Genomic DNA, 18,141 nt, shown 5'->3' with positions numbered 1-18,141 from the left:
CCTACTGCTGCGTCGATGCCGGCAAGTCGTCCGCTTGCACTATGACCACGTTCAGCGTTGTTCCCTGTTGGACTTTATCGATTCCATCAACGACAACCTTGTCGCCCACGTTGAGTCCAGACTCGACAATCCATGTGTTGCCGACCTTCTCGCCCATTGTCACCGCGCGGTTTTCCGCCGTATTATCTTCTTTTACAAGGGTAACAATTGTACTGTCGAGTAGTTCTTTCACTGCCCGCTGCGGAATTGACAGCGCCCCTTTGCGTACTTCGCCGGTGGCGACAATTTTGGCAAACATGCCCGGAATCAACATCTTTTGCGGATTGCTGAAGGAAGCCTTCATGGTAATCGTGCCGGTAGTATCGCTCATGCCTTTATCAATTTGCTCGATTTGGCCGCGCAGGGAATATTCCGTGCCATTGCTGAGCACAAGTTTGAGGTTATTCTTGAAAGCTTCCGGCATTGTACCATTTCCCGCCTGAACAAGGTTTAAGTATTCGTTTTCGCTCATGGTAAATTGCACCCAGATCGGATCAAGCGACGACACGGTAGCCAGCGTAGTCGACCCGGCGGTCACATAGTAGCCAAGGCTTAAATCATTGATGTCCAGGCGGCCGTCAACCGGGGCAACAATCAGCGTATCCTGCTCGTCCTCGCGCGCTTGCTGCAGACTGGCCTCGTTGGCCGCAACCGTAGCCGCTTCCTCCTCGGCCTGGGCGATGTAGCTGTCAAGCGTTTGCTGGCTAACTCCCTGGATGGCCGCCAGTTTTTTGTAGCGATCAACATCTCTCTGGGTATTGCGAAGGGTCGCCTGGGATTTGGCCAGCGTTGCCGCTGCGGCGTTTACCGCCGAGCGGTACTGCTTGTTGTCGATTTGAAACAGGGGCTGGCCTTGATAAACGGTATCGCCGCCTTCGACCATTTTGGCCACAATGTTGCCCGATACCTTGGACATGATTTTTATTTCATTTTTTGAGCTTACTTTCCCGACGAATTCATAGGTAATCGGGGTATCACGCTGCACTACCTGCACGACTTTTACGTCCACGGCCTGGGGCGTTTCCGTTTGCGGTTTGGTCAAAACGCCGCTGCGGAAAACGGTAAAACCGATTAGGCCAATAAGGACGATCAGTCCAACGGATAGCCTTTTCGACGGCTTGATAGTCACAGTTCTTCCTCCTTGAAATACGGATACTGGTTATTTCACTGGCTGGCCGATGGCCCATCTCTAGCTGGGTTTAGTTGGTGTTGTAGCCGTATAAGCCTGGATATAATCCTTTTTGGAAAAATCCAGTATTATTGAGGGGGAGTACACCCCTATACCTACCGGTCGGTATGCTATTATTAACAGTTTAACACAAACCTTTTACCCTTCTGTTACATTTTTGTTACAGTTTCTTGTTATTTTAGAAACAAAGGCGTTAAGGTTGCATACCAAGCAACCTGCAAATATTGGCCACGATTTGCTCCCTTGTGCTGCGGTCGGCATAGCGGAATGCTATCACCCGTTGACCCTGGAGAAGGGTAAAAATGATGGTTGTCAGCGCATTGATATCGAGATCAGCTCTAATTTCCCCGTCGGCCACGGCTTTTTGCAATCTTAAGCTTATTGCCTCGCAGGTGGTCAGCATATCGCCCTCAACCCGCTTAAAGAACTGGGGAAAGTGCGTCGTCACTTCAAACATAAAGTTTATATGATTAATTTGAAAAGTTTCCTGTTCAATCCCAAATGTTTTAACAATATGTACTTCGACAGCCTGGTCGACGATAAGCGCTGTTAATATTTCCTGAATGCTCTTTTCCTCGCTAATCAGGGAAAGAATGGTAGCCGTTATGTGATCAAACAAGCATTGGACGGCGGCATTGAGTAAGTCTTTTTTATCGGCAAAATAATGGTATATGCCGCCTTTGGTAACGCCCGCCTCTTTGCCAACTTCCACCAGGGAAACATATTTATAGCCTCGCAACAAAAATAGCCGCAATGCGGCAATAGTAATATTACTTTTTGTCATAACTTCACTTCCCTACCATTCCATATCTATCGGTTGGTTACTATTTTGCCATAATTTTGTCAACCAAGTCAACTGTTCTTTAGAAGCCGACAGCTTGATTAGATTGAAAGAGGGATTAGCCAACTATTCTGCTACTCCCAGAGATATTGCTAAGCCGGATTAATTTAAGAAATCAAATTGGATTAGAAGTTTCCAGGCCAACTTGTTAGAAAACGTAAAGCCTCGGTTTTTGATAACTTGAGCAAAGTGATGTTGAAAAATTTTTGATATCAACAGCGTCGTTTTTAAGCCATTGGGTTGTCAGTGAAGCCACCAAATATCAGAAAGATTGACATTATATCACTAATTATGATAAAATAAAGTGAATTATTTACCATTGCTGATCAGAGAGACTGAAGGCTAGGGAGTGCCCTAGCCTTTTTGTATAGTATAGATGTTTAGGACGGCGCAGGACAGCCTTATTAACGCTTCGACATCTATCGCTTAACCTCTCTTATAATAAGGCTATCCTTTGCCTGCCGGTCGTCAAAAAGGATGCGGTTAGCGTTTTTCTTATTTTTCCGGCGCAAGTACGTAAAGGGATAGGATGGTTAGTGACCAAATTTAATAGATAATTGATAAACGAGCTGATCAGTAACCTTACTGAAGGCCGGGCAGAGTTAGAGTCTGCGCTGGTCTTCTTTTTTATTTTAAAAAGGAGAGATGAAAAATGGGTCAAGAACAAAATGAAAGAAAGCACGGGTTTGACACCCTGGCCCTCCACGCAGGGCAGGTACCCGACCCGACAACCGGGGCAAGGGCGGTACCGATTTACCAGAGTACGTCATTTGTTTTGGGAGACACCAAACGCGCAGCCCGGCTGTTTGCGCTGGAGGAGCTTGGCAATGTGTATACGCGGATGCTTAATCCCACCCAGACGGTCTTTGAAGAACGGGTAGCAGCGCTGGAGGGCGGTGTCGGCGCCCTGGCGGTCGCCTCCGGGCAGGCGGCTATAACTTACTCACTACTTACTATTGCCAATGCAGGCGACGAGATTGTATCGTCCGCCGCCCTTTATGGAGGTACTTACAACTTATTTCATCACACTTTTCCCAAGCTGGGAGTTAAAGTTCACTTCGTGAATCCGGATGACCCTGACAATTTCCGTCAAGCTATTACCCCTAAAACAAAAGCTGTTTATGCCGAAATTATTGGCAATCCGAAAATCGATGTTTTGGATGTAGAGAATGTAGCAAAAATTGCCCATGAAAATGGCATTCCTTTAATCATTGACAATACTTTTGCCACACCTTATTTGAACAGGCCGTTTGAATGGGGAGCGGATATTGTTGTTCATTCAGCAACGAAATTTATTGGTGGACATGGAAACTCGATTGGCGGTGTTATTGTTGATTCCGGCAACTTTAATTGGGATAATGGCAAATTTCCCGGCTTAATTGAACCTGACCCGAGTTATCACGGACTATCCTATATTGAAAAATTTGGCAAAGCGGCCTATATTTTTAAAATTCGTGTGAGCTTACTGCGTGATACCGGAGCGACAATAAGTCCTTTTAACTCATTCTTGTTTTTACAGGGTCTGGAAACACTTTCCCTGCGTATGGAGCGCCATGTTTCCAATGCGCAAAAGGTTGCTGAGTTTTTAGAAGGCAACCCATATGTAACTTGGGTAAACTATCCCGGGTTAACAAGCAGCTCTTCTTATGAAAAGGCTCAAAAATACCTGCCCAAGGGAGCCGGAGCCATACTTACTTTTGGCATCAAGGGCGGTCTTGATGCCGGTAAAAAATTCATTGATAATTTGGGTCTGTTTTCTCATTTGGCCAATGTAGGGGATGCCAAGTCGCTGGTCATTCACCCTGCCAGTACCACTCACCAGCAGTTAACCCCCGAAGAGCAGCTTGCCAGTGGTGTGGCCGATGATCTTGTCCGGCTGTCGGTAGGCCTGGAAGATATAGACGATATTATTTATTATCTTGAGCAGGCTCTGCCGGCAAGCCAGGATTAGCCTGGGGGTGAGGGCCATAGGATGTTTATGATGGTTTCGGGAAGAAGGTTATTTTATTATTGACACTGTTTACCAATAGTGATAGTATATTAGCAAATTAAACATTATAACTGATGCAACAAGGGGAAAATGCACCCTTGTTGCATTTCTTTAGGTGATAGAGGAGCTTTTGTTTCTATATTATATTATTATATTATATTGCAATTATAGCGCATTAAAGAATGACATCTTTTCCCAGCCTTTTCTGACAGAAGGTGATGGAAAAGCATGAAACCAGCATGTTAATGCATTAGGCTGAAAAATGCTTGAGAAAGGAGAATTTGTCTATGACGCAGGAGGTATCCCCCGTCGTTTGCAAGAATTGTGCGTCCCGCCTCGCCAAGTGGTGCTATGAACGGCACTGGTGGTTCCGGCTGATTCGGGAGCCGCTGCTCTTCGGTATGCGCAGCCTGGCCTGGTGGCATAGGATCGACGCACGAAAACATAAGGTGCGCAATCCTGAATGTCATGGCTGCATCCGTTTCATGAAGGCCGAACTGGAGGAAAAGTCCGCCACTTTTCGCTTCCTTGATGAGCATATAGGCAAAAAAGTCAGTAACCTGCGCAATTCACTGCTTACCCAGCAGGAACTTGACGAAGCCAAACGCTATGCACGGGAAGAATTCGGAAAAAAACGGGAGGAATAAGGCAGGTGATATCAAATGGGCGATAAGGTTTTTGCTGACCTGGCATTGACTAGTGGGGTCGTCTACAGTGCCGATAACCGGGATACCATTTATGAAGCCGTAGCTATCAAAGGCAACAGAATTATATTTGTTGGCAGTGATGCTGAAGTTGCGAATTACATAAATAAGAATACGAAAGTAATCGATCTGCAAGGGAAAATGGTAATTCCCGGTCTTATTGATACGCATATTCATCCGCCCGGTTTGTCCTTATCAGAGCTTTACGAAGTACAGTTGTTTGGTATAAGGAGCCTGGAGGGGTATATTGAAGCGGTAAAAAAATATATTGATCAACACCCCAATGCTACGGCAGTTTATGGCCGGGGTTGGCTGTGGAGCGCATTTACCGGCGATGAACTGACGAAAGGACCCCGTAAGGAGCACCTTGACGCTATTGCCCCGGATATTCCCGTGGCGCTCCGGGCTATGGACGGACACAGTTTATGGGTTAACTCCAAAGCACTGGAAGTGAACGGTATAACCTGCGAGACAGAAGTCCCTGCAGGCGTGGTCATAGAAAAGGATGCTGTCAGCGGTGAGTTATGGGGGACTCTGAAAGAAGGGGCCATGTCCCTTGCCGCTCAGCCCCAGTACAGTTTGGACCAGTACACAGATGCCATGAATGCATTTCAGAAAAAGATGCATAGCTTTGGCATTACCGGTACGCTTTGTATTACGGGTCAGTATATAAAAATTATACTGCAGGCATGTGACCAACTGGAGAAACGGGGAGAGCTGGCGCTCCGTATCCGCTGTGCCACTACGGTCAATCCCCAGGATGATTTGTCCCGGCAGTTTGCGGCGATTAACGAACTGCGGCAACAATATGATTCGCCATTATTAAGAGTGACAACAGCCAAATTTTTTGCCGATGGCGTCGTTGAGGGTGGAACCGCCTGTTTGCTAAAGCCCTATACGCTTGCGGCCGGCAAAGGGCCAAATTACTATGGTGACTTTTTATGGGATATGGAAGAAATCAAACAGGCTTTTTGTGTGGCAAACTCGCTGGGACTGCAGATTCATGTTCACTCTATCGGGGATGCGGCTACCCGAAACATTTTGGATGCTTTGGAATATGTCCAGTCGAAGGCTCCCCCAGGGGACTACCGGAATACTATTACTCACTTGCAGCTTGTCGGCAAGACAGACATACCGCGGTTTAAAGAACTGAATGTAATTGCCTGCGTGCAGCCGTACTGGCACTTCAAAAGTCCTCATTGGTGGCAGGATGTGGATTACCGGATCTTAGGAGAGCGGGCGGAGGAAGAATACCCGCTGGGGACTTTTTTTGCCAACGGTGTAACTGTCACGTCTTCTTCCGACCATCCCATAACCCGGGTGCCTTATCCGCTTACAGGGATAGATATCGGTGTTACCCGCAACATAGACAATGGCAGCTCATATGAAATTGAGGATATAACGGATATGGACGATGACCTGTGTCTGCTAAATAAAAAGGAACGGGCCACTATCCGGCAAATGATTAAAAGCTTTACGATAAACGGCGCCTATACCATGTTTATAGACCATGAGACAGGTTCCATCGAAGCGGGTAAGCTAGCCGATTTGGCGGTGCTTGATCAAAATTTATTGACAATAAATCCGGTGGATATTGACAAGGTTAAGGTTGTGATGACCTTTTTTGATGGTAAACTGGTCTATGAGAATACTGACAAATCCCAGGCTGTTCAAAAACAAGCTTGAATTTTTTTAATAACTTTTATGACAATAAAGTTACAATATTCTCAACAATTTTAAATCCAATATTATCCTCTAATGTTAAAATCGATTCCGGATGAAATTGTACGGCAGTGATTGGCAGATCTTTGTGTTCTATCGCCATAACAATACCGTCATTATCAACGGCTGTGACATTAAGGCTGGCAGGAACATTCAAAGCATATAGGGAGTGATAGCGTCCAACCTTAAATTCACCGGGCAAACCATGCCACAAATGGCTGGCATGGCATATTTTCACCAAGGAGGATTTACCATGCTGCGGATAAGATAATTGTCCAAGCTCGCCGCCAAAATATTCAACAATTCCCTGCAGACCCAAACAGACGCCAAATATTGGTATCTGTTTTCGTATACATAAATCAATTGTTTCATTAAGATCAAATTCACATGGCCTTCCCGGTCCTGGAGAAAGCAATACCAAATTAAATAATTCATCATCACCAAGCATTTTTCGGGCTAAAGGAGCTCTCAGAACCATAACTTCAGCCCCTGTTTGTTTAAAATAATTCGCCAGTGTATGAACGAAGGAATCTTCATGATCGACTAACAATATTCTTTTTCCCTTACCCGCCTTATTAAAACTATCCATAAAGTCCATTTCTTCTTCCGGCTTACAATCAGCATTAATAGATTTTAATATAGCGCCGGCTTTCAAATATGTTTCATTTTCTTCTTCCTCCGGTATTGAGTCATACAGCAAAGTGGCCCCGACCCTTATCTCGGCTACCCCGTTTTTTAGCCTTACAGTGCGGAGTGTAAGCCCGGTATTCATATTACCGTTAAAATTCATAAAGCCTATAGCCCCGCCGTACCATTTTCTTGGATATTCTTCGCGAATTTCCAGCCATCTGATAGCTGCGCGTTTAGGCGCGCCGGTAACGGTAACAGCCCACATGTGTGTCAAAAACGCATCTAACGAATCAAACTCATCCCTTAATATCCCTTCCACATGGTCGACGGTGTGGATTAAATGGGAATACATTTCAATCTGCCTTCGCCCTAATATTTTAACAGACCCCGGAATACATACCCTCGATTTATCATTTCTGTCCACATCGGTACACATGGTTAATTCCGATTCGTCTTTGTATGAATTTAGCAGCTTTTTAATCTGAATGGAATCTTCAATGGCATCCTTACCACGTTTTATCGTCCCGGAAATAGGGCAAGTTTCAATTCGGTTTCCTTCAACCCTTAAAAACATTTCCGGTGAAGCGCCAATTAAAAACTCATTACCCAAATTAATTATGAACCCGTACGGGCTTGGATTTATTCTTTTTAATCGCAAAAAAATTTCGGAAGGACTGGATGGGCAATGTTTATAAAGGGTTTGTGAAGCAACGACTTCAAATAAATCACCTCTATTGAAAGATTTTACAGCTTCTCTGACTAAATCAGCATATTTACCAATAGTATGATCCGGCAATTTTTTGTCGTCTGTTTTATTATTGTGGCCGGTAAATTCTCCCGAACGTTCAAGTCCTATGGTGCTTTTACCGTGAAAACTAAATTCATAAGTAACGTTATATGCTACAGATAATTGATGATCTACTACCACCAAATCATCCGGCAGGTATAATACTAAATCGGGTTGGTCATCATCCCGTTTATGCTTAAAGTCCATAGGCTCAAACTGAAAGACAAGGTCATAGCCAAATGCGCCGTAAAGCCCTAAAAAGTTTTCATTTGGCAAATAAAAAAGCTCTTTTACGGCCCGCAAAACGGAAAAAACGGTTGGTTGCTTGCTGCGTTGCTCTTCCGGAAAAGAGCCGGTACTCTCTTTGACGGTTCCCTGTAAACAATTATATGAATAATTTATTGCCAAAACTTCCAAAACTTCCGGGCAGTTTTCTAATTTTTTTAAAATGGGTTCAATTAGTATCTCCCCGCGTTTATTTAGTGCCTTGATTTCAAAATTTTTCCCCAATGTTCTTATTTCCATACAGGGGTTTATAAAACCAATATCCCACCTTGAGTATCTGTTAGGATATTCGTAACTGCTGGAAAAAAGGGCGCCTTTTTGGGTATTAATTTTCTGCAGAATACCATCAGTTGCAGACATGATAGCGGTTTTTTGGACAGAACGTGTAATTATAATTTCCCCGTTTGTTCTGAATTCCTCGTCAACAGGGGTAACTAAAAAATTTGATAAAAAATTCATAGATAAAACACTCCTTTTCATGTTATTCGATCCACGTTTGCCCGTTCCTGTCCACCTATGCTTAACCGGATATCACCCGATTTTCAGAAATAAAAAAACCATTTCACCCCATACACAGGGGCGAAATGGTTCCGCGGTACCACCCTAGTTAGGAAAATAAAAAAATTTCCTATCTCCTTCAAGTACGGAATATATAACAGAATATATATTCGATACCTTATCCTCTTAACGGTGGCAACCGGCCCAGCCTACTGGTTGAAAAAACGTTCGGTGGACAGCTCACAGGACCATTCACCATGCGCTTTAGGCCGGTCATCACACCTCCGATAAACGGTCACCGGCTCGCTGAGCTAAAGTTTACATGACTACTCTTACTGCTCACAGCTTTTTCGCAAAAATTATATTGATTGTATTATAGTCTCGCCCTATATTTCTTGTCAAGATTTTTTCATATGCGTTTTTTCCTATACGTCTTAGCCGCCGGCAGATTAATCCCTGAAATGTTTTGAAATATATGGAAGAGATCATATTGACAAAAGATTACAATCTATAATAAAATTAAATTAGAGTTACGACTGACTAGTCAATAAATTAGAGGCTGTATTCCATTTTGGAATGCAGCCTCTGAGCTTATCTGTTTATCTTTAAAAATCAGGCAGCAAGAGTAAAGAATTGGGTCAACAATATCCAATCAGAAGGAGTGAACTTCAACGTGAAATATCGGATTTTGGGGAGAACCGGGCTGGAAGTTTCTGAAGTTGGTTTTGGCGGTATTCCGATCCTGCGACTGCCGACTGACGAAGCTGTTCAAATCTTGCGTTATTCTTTTGACAAAGGAATCACATTTTATGATACTGCTAATGCGTATAGGGACAGTGAATGTAAGATTGGCAAAGCCTTTAGCGATATCCGGCATAAGGTGGTTATTGCCACTAAAACGGGAAAGCGGGATGCAGACGGGGCTTTGGAACACTTGGAAAACAGCTTAAAAATGCTGCAGACTGATTATATCGATCTTTATCAGCTGCACCAAGTGTCGCGGGAGCAAGACTGGCAGCAGCTAACCGGTCCGGAGGGAGCCTTGGGAGCGCTGGTCAAGGCCAAGGAAGCAGGGAAAATTAGATACATAGGCATCACTTCTCACAGCCTGCCGATGGCGGTTAAATTAATTAAAACCGACCTGTTTGATACCATTCAATTCCCGTTTAACTTTATCGAAGATGAACCCAAAGACGAGTTGCACACAACTGCCCGAACAATGAATTTAGGTCTTATTGCAATGAAGCCTTTTGCCGGCGGCGCGCTTGCCAATGCTTCCCTTGCCTTTAAATTTTTGCGCCAATATCCGGATTTTATACCCATCCCCGGCTACGACTCTATCGCTTCCGTTGATGAAGTAGCAGCTTTGTATGAACAGTCAAATGTTGTCACAGAAGAAGATATTGGCCTGATGGATAAATACCGGAACGAATTAGGGAAGCAGTTTTGCCGCCGTTGCGAATATTGCCAGCCTTGTCCCAACGGCGTAAAGATTACGCCGGCTATGGGATATCCGATTCTGGTCAAGAGAATGTCTCCACAGATATCAGTAAACTTTGCCAAAGCGGCTATGGAGACTGTCCCCCAATGTACTGACTGTAAAACCTGCATTGAGCGTTGCCCGTATGAGCTTCCTATTCCGGAGATATTGAAAAACAACTATGACCTTTTTGAACAGCATCGTAAAAGCATAGGTTAGTAAAGCCATGGAAACTGAAGAATAAAACAGGAAGAAGTGATACTGTGAAAAAGATTTATTTATTATTTATTTGTGTAATTCTGGGAATTAGTTTCAGCACTGCGGATGTTGTTGCCGCAAATAACGCAGATACTATAGGTTACGCTGCCGATAATACGGAGGAAAGCCGCGTAATTCCTTATCCCGCCGGTTATGACCTCACTAGTGAAGGTGCTTCTTCCTATAACGGTATAGGAAATGTTAAAAGTTCTCCCTATTATTCTTTCCTGGATTTTTATAATCTGCAATCAACAGATACCTTAACTATTCTTTCTGAATATAAAACTTATCAACAGACGACGGAAATAACCTGCGGTCCTGCTGCTGCTCTAACCGTACTTGTTCATTTTGGCAATACAAGCTGGGATGAACGCAAAGTAGCCAAAATAATGGGTACGAAACCAGGAACAGGTACAGATACAAACGGAATGGTCAAGTTCTTTAAACTGATTGGCTGGGATGTTAAATCAAGTCTGGCTGCCGCTAATAAAGACGGCATTACATTTGCAACAGTTAAAGACTTCAGAGATTTTACAATAGCAAATTTGAAAGATAATACCCCCATATTGGTCGAAAATATTGACTGGGGTGGACATTGGCGGGCAATAATCGGTTACGACACTATGGGAACGGATACAGTGGCAGACGATATTTTGATTTTGGCAGACTCTTATGACACCGCAGATCATTTGCAAGACGGTTATGTTGTTAATCCGGTGGAAAAATTCTATTACATGTGGTTTGATGCCCATATGCTCCCCAAAGGTCAGCAACAACAACAGTGGTTGGCAGTAAAGCCGCCTTTATTAAAAAATAATTAATCGTTGATGCATTTGCGGTCTTTTTCCACAATGCTTCGTTATCATCACCCAAGAATCTTTGAGAAAGGATTAGCACTATGGATAAAGGTAAATATGAAATTATTGAAGGCCTGCCGGCAGCAAAAGAAATAGTCAAACTGCGCAACTTAGTAGGCTGGGGAGATGTAGATCAGGAAAGCATGGAAAAAGGCTTGGCCAGCTCTCTGTATGCGGTTTTTGTGTTATTGGACGAGGAAGTAATTGGAACTGCCAGGATAGTGGGCGACGGGAGTACATGTTTTTATATACAGGATGTTATTGTAAAACCCGGACACCAAAAAATGGGTATTGGTACGGCCGTGATGAAGAGAATCATGAATTATATTAGCAAAAATGCCTGTTCGGGGGCTATTGTCGGATTAATGGCCGCAAAAGGGAAAGAAGATTTTTATGAAAAATTTGGTTTTTGGAAAAGACCTAATGAAAATTTTGGTCATGGTATGATCCAGTTCTGGGATAAAAAATAAGTTCCAATATGTTTAGTTAGTGACACAGATAAGGTAATAAGTGAAAGTTACAATCATGAGGAGAATTAAAGAAAATGGATACAAATGATATAGCCTTCTGGCAGGCCCTGGATAAACTGGTGGAAGAATCAGAATTGGTGATTGACCGGCCAAAAGGAAGCTATCACCCGGGATATTCCCATATTAGATATCAAGTAGACTACGGGTATTTGAAAGGCAGCACTACATCCATGGATGGTGGCGGTGTTGATGTATGGAGCGGGAGCAATGAAGCACGGACGGTTGATGCGGTGATTTGCACCGTAGACTTACTTAAGAAGGACTCTGAAATCAAGCTGCTATTAGGTTGCACCGACGAGGAAAAGGCTTCTATTTATCGTTTTCATAATGAAAGTCAGTACATGAAAGGTATATTGATACAAAAGAAGGATCTGGCGCTAATATGAACAGGAAAATGGGAGGGAGAACCGGTTTGTGGCAATAAAATCTTTATATATATCGGATTTAGATGGCACGCTGCTAAACAGCAGCAAAGAAATCAGCGGTTATGCAAGGAAAACAATTAATAGATTGATTGAAAACGGCGTGTATTTTTCGGTAGCGACAGCGAGGACGGCCGTGTCATCAACAAAAATGCTGGCGGGCTTGCACATTAATATACCTATTATCTTGATGAACGGGGCGGCAATCTATGATATTGCTGCCGGGAAATACATAAAGACCGAAACAATACCCCCGGAGATTGCTGACGCAATTCTTCAAGTAATCAGAAAACATCAAATTACCGGCTTTATGTATGCCATATCTGATAATAAACTGCATGCGTATTACGAACTTTTGAATACCCCTGCCTTACGGGACTATTATGACGAACGCGTAACCCAATATGCCAAGCCATTTGAGCAGGTTGACTGCTTTTCCAGTAAGATAACAGACAACGAGATCGTCTACTTTACTTTAATGGATACGCAGGAACGGCTGGCGAACATGGTCGGTGACATAAAAAAACTGCAGGGCATTGATATGGTGCTTTCTCATGACGTATATGTGGAAAATCTATGGTTTCTTGAGATATATGGTCCGAATGCTTCAAAATACAATGCGGTAAATTATATCCGTGATTATTGCGGTTTTAACCGGATTATCGGTTTTGGTGATAACATCAATGACCTGCCCCTGTTAAACGCCTGTGACGAATTCTACGCAGTGGCGAATGCCCTTCATGTGATCAAAGAAAAGGCAACCGGGGTCATTGGCGATAATAACTCGGATGCTGTTGCAAAGTATATCGCTGAAAAAGAAGCGTAATCCTGGCGCCTGTGTCGCATACATCCTATCTTATCTTATTATGGGCTAACGGTGCTACTGGAAAGCTATGCGGTATAGCCCTGCAGGCTAACAGTTCTGCCGGCTCTGATAATCATGTTGACACCACTAAATAATTCCAGTACAATTATCTGTAAAGGAATCAAATTTATTTTGACTAGTACCTCATCTGTGTTAAAACGATAGCTAATTTAGCGAGGATTTTTTTGGCCTGCGAGGCGGAGGAGCCGCGCATATCGGGAATCTGCAAGGTGACGACAACGAAGCAGGGCGGAAAAAGACCGCTAAATTAGCAGAGATTTTAATGCAGATGAGGTACTAGGTGTGTCCGACTAGATAAAGACTAGAGGCGCTGATCTTTTTGTATGAGATCCGCGCCTTTTATGTTAGCCAGGGGTAAGTTTCAATACCATAACAAAAATAGTGGGGGGATTGCCGTGAGTGCTTTAGAATTGGTAAAGAAGCGTTATTCGGTGCGCCAATATGAAGAGAGACCGGTGGAGGAAGAAAAACTTCAAAAGATACTGGAAGCTGGGCGGGTAGCGCCCTCAGCCAAGAACAATCAGCCAAGCCGGTTGATTGTTGTGCGGGAGAAGGAGAGTTTGGCAAAACTCAAAAAAGGGGCTAATGTGTATGGCGCGCCGCTGGCGATTATTGTGGCCGGCGATCATCAAGCCGCCTGGGTACGGCCATATGACAATAAGAACAGCGTGGATATTGATGCCAGCATTGTTGCCGACCATATCATCCTGGCGGCGACTGAACTGGGGCTGGGAACGCTGTGGGTGTGCTATTTCGATCCGGTGGTTATTCGGCAGGAATTCAATCTGCCGGCCCATATCGAACCAATTAATATACTGGGTGTCGGCTATGCCGCCGGGGAGGCCAAGTCGCCGGACAGGCATAATGAAGCCCGCAAGCCGTTGAACGAAATTGTGGTTTGGGAGAGCTATTAAAAAATGAGAGGGATAGGTTTTCTACTCAAGGGTTGAACCTATCCCTTGTTTTTGTTTTAAAAAACCAACTGCCGTTGATAAAAGGGAAAATAGGGCTGTACTTAATAAAATTAAAGATATAGCCGAAAATAGGTCGGATGAAGAAAATACCACCACTTAATAACTGGCGGGACCCTCTTCAACATAATCACGCATTAAACACAATTTTGTGCGGATATATATTGACAATTAGAGGGCGCAGATGTACAATAAGCATAAAACTGGTTTAGAATGTAAAGAGGCATTGCTGACTGGTCGGAAGAACTAGAGGCTGCATCCCGTGTAGTTATGGGATATAGCTTTTATTATTTTTGCAAACGAATATTTGACGCTATTCAAAGTTGACCAGAAATACTGGAGGCTTGGTTTTGCACTTATTGCTGAAATGAGTGTAAAACCAAGCTTTTTCATTGTAGCATTTGTGATGCAGTATTATTTCCAGGCTGATTAGAATGACTAAAGGCCGGGATTGCTTTACAGGCATTCCAGGCCTTTTATATTAAAAAACGCAAAACAGGAGGGTAAACATGACGTTGCAGAGATTTTTAGTGATTGCTTTGTTGGTATTCTTGCTGGGGATTGGCGTGTTGTACGCCGGAGTCAATAGGGTGCCGTTCCGGCATGGCGGCAATCATGAAATGCACAAGTCTTCGCTGACGTTTGCCGCCGCGGCAACCGGCAGCAGCCTGAATGCGGCGGTTGCATTGCCTGACCGTACTGATGGGCTTAAATAAGTGGGAAAAAAGGAGTGGATATGGATGACAAAATATAAACTATTCTCCTGGAGTGCTGTCTTTATCAGTGTCGTGCTGCTGGTTTTACCCAGAATTTTTCCTATTTGCAACGGGCTTATGAAAAATGGCGGTCCGATGAAGTGTCATTATGCTTATCAGGCAGAGTTTATTATTACGCTGCTGGCGGTAATTCTGTCCGCGGCCCTGTTGGTGCTGCGCACCAATGAAGCACGTTTGTTGACCGGATTTATTGTATTTTTACTTGGAATCATTGTCATCGTTTTACCCCAGCCATGGGCCATCGGTATCTGCGAAGCCGGAGCCTGCGGGAAAACTACCTTTTTCGCTACTATTGGCGGCGGCTTGCTGGCTTTGGCAGGAGCCGGGATTGTGGGGCTAACATGGAAAAGTAAGGACGACTGAATATGTCGCATCCATAGTTAAAGTCAGGATATCACAGAGGAGAAGATACCATGCTATTTCTTATTTGGAAAAGCCTGCTGCATCGCCGGCTGCAAAGCATAGCTATCATTGTGTCCATTGCGGTTGGCGCAGCCATTGTTTTTGGCATCGCGGCTATTTACAAAGGGGTTGCTTCAGGCTTGGAACTTTCCAAACAGCGTATGGGAGCGGATATTGTTATTGTGCCCTTCGATGTGACGCTGGAACCCAGCCTGCTCTTATTCGGCGGGGCGACAGCCAATTCTTATATGCCGAAAGATCTGGTGGAGGGCGTGCGGGCTGTTCAGGGAGTTCAAAGGGTTACACCACAGTTTTTTACCCATTCTCTGACAGCAGATTGCCATGATATTGGGACCCAAAACCGTATGATTGGTTATGACCCGACCAGTGACTGGATCATCGCCCCCTGGCTTAAGAAAGTGCACAAAACCGAACTTAAGGACGACGAAGTCATTCTGGGGGCGAAGGTGCCAACTTGGACCGAAAATAAAATATCGGTTTTAGGCAAATGGTACAATATTGTTTCCGTAGCGGAAGAAACCGGCACGACCCTCGATTATTCCCTGCTGGTCAGCATGGATGAGGCCAGGCGGGTAGTTGGCAAGGATGTAGCGCTAAAGCAGGTGTGGGGGAAGATGGGGCAGCCGTCTGAGCTTATTTCAACTATTTTGGTGCAGGTTGATGAAGGTGCGGATATTAATAAGGTTGTAAGCGATATCCAAAATGTTGGGTTAATGAAGCCCATTGTGGCAGCCGAAGTAAAAAAACGGATTGCCGACCAATTCACGGTATTTGCCTTGTTAATCGGCGGTATTGGTGTATTGACTATATTAACATCCCTGCTGCATCTTTTTTCCCGGTTTTATGCATTGACGTGGGAGCGGCAAGCGGAGTGGGGGCTTTACCTGGCTTTTGGCGCTTCCCGCCGGGATATTGGCGCCGTTATTGTCGGTGAAGCGGCGGCGGTATCGCTCGCCGGGTCTGTTGCCGGTTTGTTGCTGGGCGGCGGGTTGTATAAAGGGGGCTTGAAACTGCTGGAAGCCTATCAATCTTTTCCTTTTATACAGCCGTCCTGGGCTTTTATTGCCGGTATTGCGATTGGAATTACGGTGCTGTTTACCGGGTTAGGAGCTTTAGCTGCCTGGCTGCCCGCATACCGGGGCAGTCGTATTGATCCCAGCACTATTATGACACGGGGCGAGTTTGACTGATTGGGAGGGAGAAATATGGGCAATCTGCTGGAACTGAGCAACATTGGCAAGAATTACGGGGAAGATGTTATTTTGTCAGATATCTCGTTTACGCTGGATAGAGGGACAGCGGTAGCAATTAGCGGGCATTCCGGCGGCGGAAAAACCACGCTGTTATCCATTATGGGACTGCTGCAGCGGGCAACTTCCGGCAAAGTGCTGGTGGATGGCCTTGATATTGATAGATTGAATTCCAATAAGCTGGCTAAACTGCGGGGGCAGTACCTGGGCTTTGTTTTTCAGAGAGCCCGGTTAATTAATTCGCTCACAGCCTTAGAGAATGTGATGGCGCCTGCCTGGTTCATCCGCAACGGGGAAAACGTGGAGCAACAGGCCAGGGACCTGCTGGAACGTTTCGGTATGTCCCACCGTCTGCACCATAAACCGCAGCAACTAAGTCTTGGACAGTTGCGGCGGGTTTCTCTCGCCCGGGCCTTACTACTCAAGCCGCCAATTTTATTGGCTGATGAACCCACCAATGATCTTGATCCGGTTTTAGCCGGCGAGGTTGCCGAGTGCCTGCTTACAGCCCGGGCAAGTGGAACCGGTGTGGTTATTGTTACCCATGACGCCGGTTTGGCGTCGCAAGCTGATCAAATTTTCCGCCTGGAAGAAGGAAAGTTGCATTCTGCCATTTGCTAATTTGAATGTAATGCATTTTGCTAATGGCTTTTTTCGTATAAGAAAACAGAAAGGAGGGAAAATCATGGCAATTACCAAGGACATGGGTATTGGCGAAATTGTTGCAAAATATCCCAATACAGTAGAAGTATTTCGCAATTATGGCATGAAGTGCTTTGGCTGTTTTGCCGCTAGCTTTGAAAACATTGAACAAGGCGCAGTGGCCCATGGTATCGACATTGATGTATTAATCGCTGATCTTAACAAAGTCGCGTTGGAGTAAGAGGTGCACTATGATACGTTATGCCCGGCACGATGATTTACACACTATTATGGAAATATATAATGACGCGATAGTCAATACGACAGCAGTCTATCATTATAAACCTCAAACAATTGAAGACAGGATCTCCTGGTATGAGCAAAAGGTCCGCGATGGATTTCCTGTCCTGGTATTCGAAGAAAACAATCTTGTTGTCGGGTTTGCAACATACGGGCCGTTTAGGGCCTGGCCCGCATACAAATACACAATAGAGCATTCCGTTTATGTTCATAAAAACCACAGAGGAAAACATATCGGAACCAAACTGATGCGAGAGCTTATTAAGATTGCTGACGAAAGAGGCTTTGCTACGCTGGTTGCCGGGATTGACGCCAGCAATGAAGGCAGCAGGTTCATGCATGAGAAATTGGGGTTTCGCTATTCCGGCACCATTCAAAAAGCCGGCTATAAATTTGGCAAATGGCTTGACCTAAGTTTTTATCAATACGAACTCCGGGGACCCGATATACCTTTAGAGGAATAACGGGTTTAAGATGGTGAAGATAAGTCAAAGTAAAAAAGACCTTGCAATACATTGGATGAAGTGTATTGCAGGGTCTTTGCATTCTTAAGCAGCTTTAATTGTTTAGTGCGTTCCATATAGATGAGATAGACGAGTTTTAATAAAATATAGAAAGCAAATAATATTAGGAGCAGCATGCCGGCAGGCGCAATATAAGG

18 protein-coding genes and 1 other annotated feature are annotated in these 18,141 nt (G+C 44.5%); of the genes, 15 read left to right on the top strand and 3 right to left on the bottom strand.

Annotated features, from left to right (window positions below; translation table 11 throughout):
* Position 1 precedes the first annotated feature (1 nt).
* Positions 2 to 1,168 carry an efflux RND transporter periplasmic adaptor subunit gene (locus MAMMFC1_RS00625; RefSeq protein WP_126305632.1) on the bottom strand — a complete coding sequence of 389 codons (1,167 nt, stop codon included), beginning with the start codon at positions 1,166 to 1,168 and terminating at the stop codon, positions 2 to 4.
* Between the two features lie 253 nt (positions 1,169 to 1,421).
* On the bottom strand, positions 1,422 to 2,012 hold the full coding sequence (locus MAMMFC1_RS00620) for a TetR/AcrR family transcriptional regulator (RefSeq protein WP_126305631.1): 591 nt from the start codon (positions 2,010 to 2,012) through the stop codon (positions 1,422 to 1,424).
* 709 nt (positions 2,013 to 2,721) lie between these two features.
* On the opposite strand from MAMMFC1_RS00620, the gene MAMMFC1_RS00615 reads away from it, so the two are divergent.
* The 3 genes from MAMMFC1_RS00615 (at position 2,722) to MAMMFC1_RS00605 (ending at position 6,449) form a co-directional block, all read left to right on the top strand.
* The gene (locus MAMMFC1_RS00615; RefSeq protein WP_126305630.1) at positions 2,722 to 4,020 is read left to right on the top strand and encodes a homocysteine synthase; all 1,299 of its coding nucleotides are present in this window, start codon (positions 2,722 to 2,724) and stop codon (positions 4,018 to 4,020) included.
* Positions 4,021 to 4,346: 326 nt separating this feature from the next.
* On the top strand, positions 4,347 to 4,706 hold the full coding sequence (locus MAMMFC1_RS00610) for a nitroreductase (RefSeq protein ID WP_126305629.1): 360 nt from the start codon (positions 4,347 to 4,349) through the stop codon (positions 4,704 to 4,706).
* A 15-nt stretch (positions 4,707 to 4,721) separates the two neighbouring features.
* Entirely contained in the window at positions 4,722 to 6,449 is a 1,728-nt protein-coding gene (locus MAMMFC1_RS00605; RefSeq protein ID WP_126305628.1) for an amidohydrolase, read from the top strand.
* Positions 6,450 to 6,465: 16 nt separating this feature from the next.
* Here the strand turns inward: MAMMFC1_RS00605 and MAMMFC1_RS00600 are convergent, their stop codons facing one another.
* Positions 6,466 to 8,646 (bottom strand): anthranilate synthase component I, encoded by a 2,181-nt coding sequence (locus MAMMFC1_RS00600; RefSeq protein ID WP_126305627.1) that lies wholly within the window; start codon positions 8,644 to 8,646, stop codon positions 6,466 to 6,468.
* A gap of 113 nt (positions 8,647 to 8,759) precedes the next feature.
* Positions 8,760 to 9,037 (bottom strand) — a binding site (T-box leader).
* Positions 9,038 to 9,358: 321 nt separating this feature from the next.
* On the opposite strand from MAMMFC1_RS00600, the gene MAMMFC1_RS00595 reads away from it, so the two are divergent.
* From MAMMFC1_RS00595 to MAMMFC1_RS00540, 12 genes are all read left to right on the top strand, one after another.
* Complete coding sequence (locus MAMMFC1_RS00595) at positions 9,359 to 10,384, top strand: aldo/keto reductase (protein WP_126305626.1); 1,026 nt, start codon at positions 9,359 to 9,361, stop codon at positions 10,382 to 10,384.
* A gap of 44 nt (positions 10,385 to 10,428) precedes the next feature.
* On the top strand, positions 10,429 to 11,244 hold the full coding sequence (locus tag MAMMFC1_RS00590) for a C39 family peptidase (protein ID WP_126305625.1): 816 nt from the start codon (positions 10,429 to 10,431) through the stop codon (positions 11,242 to 11,244).
* Between the two features lie 77 nt (positions 11,245 to 11,321).
* Positions 11,322 to 11,750: a GNAT family N-acetyltransferase gene (locus MAMMFC1_RS00585; RefSeq protein ID WP_126305624.1), complete on the top strand. Its 429-nt coding sequence runs from the start codon at positions 11,322 to 11,324 to the stop codon at positions 11,748 to 11,750.
* A 74-nt stretch (positions 11,751 to 11,824) separates the two neighbouring features.
* Positions 11,825 to 12,196, top strand: a complete 372-nt coding sequence (locus MAMMFC1_RS00580) for an inorganic pyrophosphatase (protein WP_126305623.1) — start codon at positions 11,825 to 11,827, stop codon at positions 12,194 to 12,196.
* Positions 12,197 to 12,224: 28 nt separating this feature from the next.
* Positions 12,225 to 13,058 carry a Cof-type HAD-IIB family hydrolase gene (locus tag MAMMFC1_RS00575; RefSeq protein ID WP_126305622.1) on the top strand — a complete coding sequence of 278 codons (834 nt, stop codon included), beginning with the start codon at positions 12,225 to 12,227 and terminating at the stop codon, positions 13,056 to 13,058.
* A gap of 455 nt (positions 13,059 to 13,513) precedes the next feature.
* Positions 13,514 to 14,032: a nitroreductase family protein gene (locus tag MAMMFC1_RS00570; RefSeq protein ID WP_126305621.1), complete on the top strand. Its 519-nt coding sequence runs from the start codon at positions 13,514 to 13,516 to the stop codon at positions 14,030 to 14,032.
* A gap of 566 nt (positions 14,033 to 14,598) precedes the next feature.
* The gene (locus MAMMFC1_RS00565; RefSeq protein WP_126305620.1) at positions 14,599 to 14,805 is read left to right on the top strand and encodes a hypothetical protein; all 207 of its coding nucleotides are present in this window, start codon (positions 14,599 to 14,601) and stop codon (positions 14,803 to 14,805) included.
* A gap of 24 nt (positions 14,806 to 14,829) precedes the next feature.
* Positions 14,830 to 15,228 carry a DUF4418 family protein gene (locus tag MAMMFC1_RS00560; RefSeq protein ID WP_126305619.1) on the top strand — a complete coding sequence of 133 codons (399 nt, stop codon included), beginning with the start codon at positions 14,830 to 14,832 and terminating at the stop codon, positions 15,226 to 15,228.
* A 50-nt stretch (positions 15,229 to 15,278) separates the two neighbouring features.
* Positions 15,279 to 16,478: an ABC transporter permease gene (locus tag MAMMFC1_RS00555; protein WP_126305618.1), complete on the top strand. Its 1,200-nt coding sequence runs from the start codon at positions 15,279 to 15,281 to the stop codon at positions 16,476 to 16,478.
* Positions 16,479 to 16,493: 15 nt separating this feature from the next.
* Positions 16,494 to 17,159 (top strand): ABC transporter ATP-binding protein, encoded by a 666-nt coding sequence (locus MAMMFC1_RS00550; RefSeq protein WP_126305617.1) that lies wholly within the window; start codon positions 16,494 to 16,496, stop codon positions 17,157 to 17,159.
* Between the two features lie 64 nt (positions 17,160 to 17,223).
* The gene (locus tag MAMMFC1_RS00545) at positions 17,224 to 17,421 is read left to right on the top strand and encodes a DUF1858 domain-containing protein (RefSeq protein ID WP_126305616.1); all 198 of its coding nucleotides are present in this window, start codon (positions 17,224 to 17,226) and stop codon (positions 17,419 to 17,421) included.
* 10 nt (positions 17,422 to 17,431) lie between these two features.
* Positions 17,432 to 17,944, top strand: a complete 513-nt coding sequence (locus MAMMFC1_RS00540) for a GNAT family N-acetyltransferase (protein ID WP_126305615.1) — start codon at positions 17,432 to 17,434, stop codon at positions 17,942 to 17,944.
* Positions 17,945 to 18,141 lie beyond the last annotated feature (197 nt).

The sequence above is a fragment of the Methylomusa anaerophila genome, assembly GCF_003966895.1.
GTDB lineage: Bacteria > Bacillota > Negativicutes > Sporomusales > Sporomusaceae > Methylomusa > Methylomusa anaerophila.
Note: the sequence above shows the minus strand (reverse complement) of the source record. Positions and strands in the feature narration are given on the sequence as shown.

What these genes read in the sequence shown, in the direction of transcription:
- MAMMFC1_RS00585 (WP_126305624.1), top strand. Translation starts at nt 11,322, where the DNA reads ATGGATAAAGGTAAATATGAAATTATTGAAGGCCTGCCGGCAGCAAAA.
- MAMMFC1_RS00610 (WP_126305629.1), top strand. Translation starts at nt 4,347, where the DNA reads ATGACGCAGGAGGTATCCCCCGTCGTTTGCAAGAATTGTGCGTCCCGC.
- MAMMFC1_RS00550 (WP_126305617.1), top strand. Translation starts at nt 16,494, where the DNA reads ATGGGCAATCTGCTGGAACTGAGCAACATTGGCAAGAATTACGGGGAA.
- MAMMFC1_RS00540 (WP_126305615.1), top strand. Translation starts at nt 17,432, where the DNA reads ATGATACGTTATGCCCGGCACGATGATTTACACACTATTATGGAAATA.
- MAMMFC1_RS00600 (WP_126305627.1), bottom strand. Translation starts at nt 8,646, where the DNA reads ATGAATTTTTTATCAAATTTTTTAGTTACCCCTGTTGACGAGGAATTC.
- MAMMFC1_RS00545 (WP_126305616.1), top strand. Translation starts at nt 17,224, where the DNA reads ATGGCAATTACCAAGGACATGGGTATTGGCGAAATTGTTGCAAAATAT.
- MAMMFC1_RS00555 (WP_126305618.1), top strand. Translation starts at nt 15,279, where the DNA reads ATGCTATTTCTTATTTGGAAAAGCCTGCTGCATCGCCGGCTGCAAAGC.
- MAMMFC1_RS00605 (WP_126305628.1), top strand. Translation starts at nt 4,722, where the DNA reads ATGGGCGATAAGGTTTTTGCTGACCTGGCATTGACTAGTGGGGTCGTC.
- MAMMFC1_RS00615 (WP_126305630.1), top strand. Translation starts at nt 2,722, where the DNA reads ATGGGTCAAGAACAAAATGAAAGAAAGCACGGGTTTGACACCCTGGCC.
- MAMMFC1_RS00565 (WP_126305620.1), top strand. Translation starts at nt 14,599, where the DNA reads ATGACGTTGCAGAGATTTTTAGTGATTGCTTTGTTGGTATTCTTGCTG.
- MAMMFC1_RS00580 (WP_126305623.1), top strand. Translation starts at nt 11,825, where the DNA reads ATGGATACAAATGATATAGCCTTCTGGCAGGCCCTGGATAAACTGGTG.
- MAMMFC1_RS00560 (WP_126305619.1), top strand. Translation starts at nt 14,830, where the DNA reads ATGACAAAATATAAACTATTCTCCTGGAGTGCTGTCTTTATCAGTGTC.
- MAMMFC1_RS00620 (WP_126305631.1), bottom strand. Translation starts at nt 2,012, where the DNA reads ATGACAAAAAGTAATATTACTATTGCCGCATTGCGGCTATTTTTGTTG.